We start from the raw sequence: 2,619 nt of genomic DNA, 5'->3' as shown, positions 1-2,619 counted from the left end.
TCTCACCGACTTTCGTGCTGGCGCGGGTGCACCGGCCACGCCGAGCGGACACTCCGGCGATGGTGCACGTAGACCTGTACCGGCTGCTCGACCAGACGTCGGTCGACCTGCTGGCCGAACTGGATTCACTGGATCTCGACACCGATCTCGACGACGCGGTCGTGGTCGTGGAATGGGGTGAGGGCGTCGCGGAACGGTTGTCGGACAGCCATCTCGACATCCGGCTGGAGCGCGCACCGGAAACCGATGTGCGCACTGCGATCTGGCAGTGGAGCCGGGCGTGAGCATCCTGGTGTTGGCGATCGACACCGCCACCCCCGCCGTCACGGCCGGTGTGGTCCGACTGGACGGCGATGTCACCGAACTTCTTGCCGAGCAGGTGATCGTCGACCCCAGGGCGCACGCAGAACGCCTCACCCCGAACATCGTCGGCGCACTAGCCGACGCGGAGGTCACCGTCGACCAGGTCGACGCCGTCGTGGTTGGCTGCGGCCCTGGCCCGTTCACCGGACTACGGGTGGGCATGGCGACGGCGGCCGCGTTCGGTCATGCCCTCGGCGTCCCGGTGCGGGGGGTGTGCAGCCTGGACGCCATTGCGGTCGGCACCACCGGTGAGGTGCTGGTGGTCACCGATGCGCGACGCCGCGAGGTGTACTGGGCGCGGTACCGCGACGGCGCACGGGTCGACGGCCCGGCCGTCAATGCGGCGGTCGACGTGCCGGTCAGCGCCGACGCGGTCGCCGGGTCGCCCGAGCACGCCGCGCTGTTCGATCTGCCGCGGCTGGCGCCGGTCTACCCCAGTGCGGTGGGTCTGGTTCGCGCCGTATCGGATTGGGACGGCGAGCCTGACCCGCTGGTGCCGATGTACCTGCGCAGGCCCGATGCCAAGCCCTCGGCGGCAGCACGGTGAACACCGCGCAGTACGGCCCGCTGAAGCCCGGTGACGCCGCGCGCTGTGCGGAGCTGGAAGCGCAGCTGTTCGACGGCGACGATCCGTGGCCGGAGCGGGCGTTCCTGTCGGAGCTCGCCGCCAAACACAACCACTACGAGGCTGCACGCGTCGATGACAAGCTGGTGGGTTATGCGGGCATCGCGCGGCTGGGCCGCATCCGTCCCTACGAGTACGAGATCCACACCATCGGTGTCGACCCCGCGTACCAGGGGCATGGCATCGGCAGGCAGCTGCTCGACCGGCTGTTCGAATTCGCCGACGGAGGAACGATCTTTCTCGAGGTGAGGACCGACAATGCGGCGGCGATCGCGCTGTACGAGAGCGCAGGCTTCACCAGGGTGGGCATCCGCAAACGCTACTACCGCGTCAGCGGAGCTGACGCCTACACGATGAAACGGGAGCGCCGATGATCGTCCTGGCCATCGAGAGTTCCTGCGACGAGACCGGTGTCGGCGTCGCCGAACTCGGCGACGACGGGACTGTGACGCTGCTCGCCGACGAGGTGGCGTCGAGTGTGGACGAGCACGCCCGCTTCGGCGGTGTGGTACCCGAGATCGCATCCCGCGCCCATCTGGAGGCGCTGGGCCCGACGATGCGGCGCGCGCTGCAGGTCGCAGGAATCACCAAGCCGGATGTCGTCGCGGCCACCATCGGTCCAGGCCTGGCCGGTGCGCTGCTGGTCGGGGTGGCTGCGGCCAAGGCGTACTCGGCGGCGTGGCAGGTGCCCTTCTACGCCGTGAACCACCTCGGCGGGCACCTGGCTGCCGACGTGTTCGACCACGGCCCGCTGCCGGAGTGCATCGGCCTGCTGGTGTCCGGAGGGCACACCAACCTGTTGCACGTCCGTTCGCTGGGGGAGCCGATCATCGAACTGGGTTCGACTGTCGACGACGCCGCAGGCGAGGCCTATGACAAGGTGGCCCGGCTGCTGGGCCTGGGCTATCCGGGCGGCAGGGTTCTCGACGAGCTCGCTCGAACCGGTGATCCCGGCGCGATCGTGTTCCCCCGCGGTATGACCGGCCCGCGCGATGCCCCGTACTCGTTCAGCTTCTCCGGATTGAAGACCGCGGTGGCCCGCTATGTGGAAAGCCATCCCGAGGCATCGCAGGCCGATGTGGCGGCGGGATTCCAGGAGGCTGTCGCGGACGTGCTGACAGCGAAGGCGGTGCGCGCGGCCGGTGAGCTCGGAGTGTCGACCCTGTTGATTGCCGGCGGGGTCGCCGCGAACTCACGGCTTCGGGAGCTGGCGGGGGAGCGTTGCGCCGCAGCGGGTTTGACGTTGCGGATCCCCCGGCCGCGGTTGTGCACCGACAACGGCGCGATGATCGCGTCGTTCGCCGCACACCTGATTGCGGCGGGTGCGCCGGATTCGCCGCTGGATGTGGCCAGCGATCCTGGCCTGCCGGTGGTGCAGGGTCAGGTGGCGTGAAAGTTTTGTGCGCGTTCGGTTTTGATGCGTGCGGCGTCGTCGGCGGCGCGGGTGCGTCGTCGGCGGGGCATCATCATCGACCGGGTAGTGGCGGCCGGTGGGTCCGAGGTTGGTGGTGGGAGGTCGGCAGTGATCAGGTTGGCGGTGGGGAAGAACAGGGTGCTGCCCGGGCGGGTGGTGTACGTGCGTCCGTCGGGGGCTGTCCATGTCACCGTTCCGTCCGGGTACTGCATATCCC

The 2,619-nt window shown here is 69.2% G+C and carries 4 protein-coding genes and 1 pseudogene; 4 read left to right on the top strand and 1 reads right to left on the bottom strand.

Features of this window, described 5'->3' with window-relative positions:
• From WA944_RS13730 to tsaD, 4 genes are all read left to right on the top strand, one after another.
• Positions 1-284 (top strand): tRNA (adenosine(37)-N6)-threonylcarbamoyltransferase complex ATPase subunit type 1 TsaE (locus tag WA944_RS13730; RefSeq protein WP_526647044.1); only part of this gene is annotated, 284 nt, incomplete at its 5' end.
• Positions 281-910, top strand: coding sequence for a tRNA (adenosine(37)-N6)-threonylcarbamoyltransferase complex dimerization subunit type 1 TsaB (tsaB, locus tag WA944_RS13725; protein ID WP_526611531.1), 630 nt, complete (start codon positions 281-283; stop codon positions 908-910). The genes WA944_RS13730 and tsaB, both read left to right, overlap by 4 nt.
• A complete protein-coding gene (gene rimI, locus WA944_RS13720; RefSeq protein ID WP_163888458.1) occupies positions 907-1,362 on the top strand; it encodes a ribosomal protein S18-alanine N-acetyltransferase in 456 nt (151 codons plus the stop codon). Before tsaB ends, rimI begins: the two co-directional genes overlap by 4 nt.
• Complete coding sequence (gene tsaD, locus WA944_RS13715; RefSeq protein ID WP_526374018.1) at positions 1,359-2,381, top strand: tRNA (adenosine(37)-N6)-threonylcarbamoyltransferase complex transferase subunit TsaD; 1,023 nt, start codon at positions 1,359-1,361, stop codon at positions 2,379-2,381. Before rimI ends, tsaD begins: the two co-directional genes overlap by 4 nt.
• Here tsaD and WA944_RS13710 read toward each other — a convergent pair.
• Positions 2,369-2,619, bottom strand: a pseudogene (locus WA944_RS13710) (hypothetical protein); the annotation flags it as partial. The gene tsaD and the pseudogene WA944_RS13710 overlap by 13 nt on opposite strands.

The organism is Mycobacterium sp. (assembly GCF_049683355.1).
Taxonomy (GTDB): domain Bacteria; phylum Actinomycetota; class Actinomycetes; order Mycobacteriales; family Mycobacteriaceae; genus Mycobacterium.
The sequence above is the reverse complement of the archived record's forward strand: the minus strand, read 5'-3'. Positions and strand labels throughout refer to the sequence as shown.

Excerpts from the sequence above, each read along its gene's own strand:
- tsaD (WP_526374018.1), top strand. The coding sequence starts at position 1,359 with ATGATCGTCCTGGCCATCGAGAGTTCCTGCGACGAGACCGGTGTCGGC.